The sequence below is a fragment of the Kocuria cellulosilytica genome (genome assembly GCF_040981245.1).
GTDB classification, from domain to species: Bacteria; Actinomycetota; Actinomycetes; order Actinomycetales; family Micrococcaceae; genus Kocuria; species Kocuria cellulosilytica.
The window spans coordinates 1-581 of the sequence record NZ_JAVFWZ010000088.1; the positions used below are offsets into that span (position 1 = coordinate 1).

Annotated in this window: 1 protein-coding gene; it reads left to right on the top strand. The window is 75.2% G+C overall.

All coding sequences use genetic code 11. The features are described from left to right. Positions 1-581 (top strand): acyl-CoA dehydrogenase family protein (locus RCG67_RS17135; protein ID WP_368828007.1); only part of this gene is annotated, 581 nt, incomplete at both ends.

A 581-nucleotide genomic window follows, 5' to 3' on the forward strand; every position in this document is an offset into this window, starting at 1 on the left:
CGGCCTCGTGGCCCGCGACGACGAGGGCATCGAGATCCTCGACGACTGGGACACGCTGGGGATGCGGGCCTCCCAGTCCCGCAGCACGGTCCTGCGCTCGGTGCGGCTGCCGGCCGAGCAGGTGCTCACGCGCACCCCGGCGGGACCCAACCCGGACCCGGTGGTGTGGGGCATCTTCGGCTGCTTCGAGCTGCTCCTGGCGGCGGTCTACACCGGCATCGCGGACCGGGCGGTCGAGCTGGCGGCGGAGATCGCCCGGGCCCGCCCGTCGCGGACCACGGGCACGGTCCACGCCCAGGACCCCGGCATCCGCCGGCAGATCGCCGAGGCAGCGCTGCTGCGCGACGGGGTGGAGCTGCAGCTGGACCGGCTGACGGCCGATGTGGACGCCCTCGGCTCGGCCGCCGAGCCCGACCACGGCCCCCGCTGGTTCCTGCTGTTCTCCGGGGTCAAGCACCGGGCCACGGAGACGGCCCGGCAGGTAGTCGACCTCGCGATGCGCACCTCGGGCGGCGCCCACTACTCCCGGGGCCGGGAGCTGGAGCGGCTCTACCGGGACGTCCTCGCCGGGATCTACCACC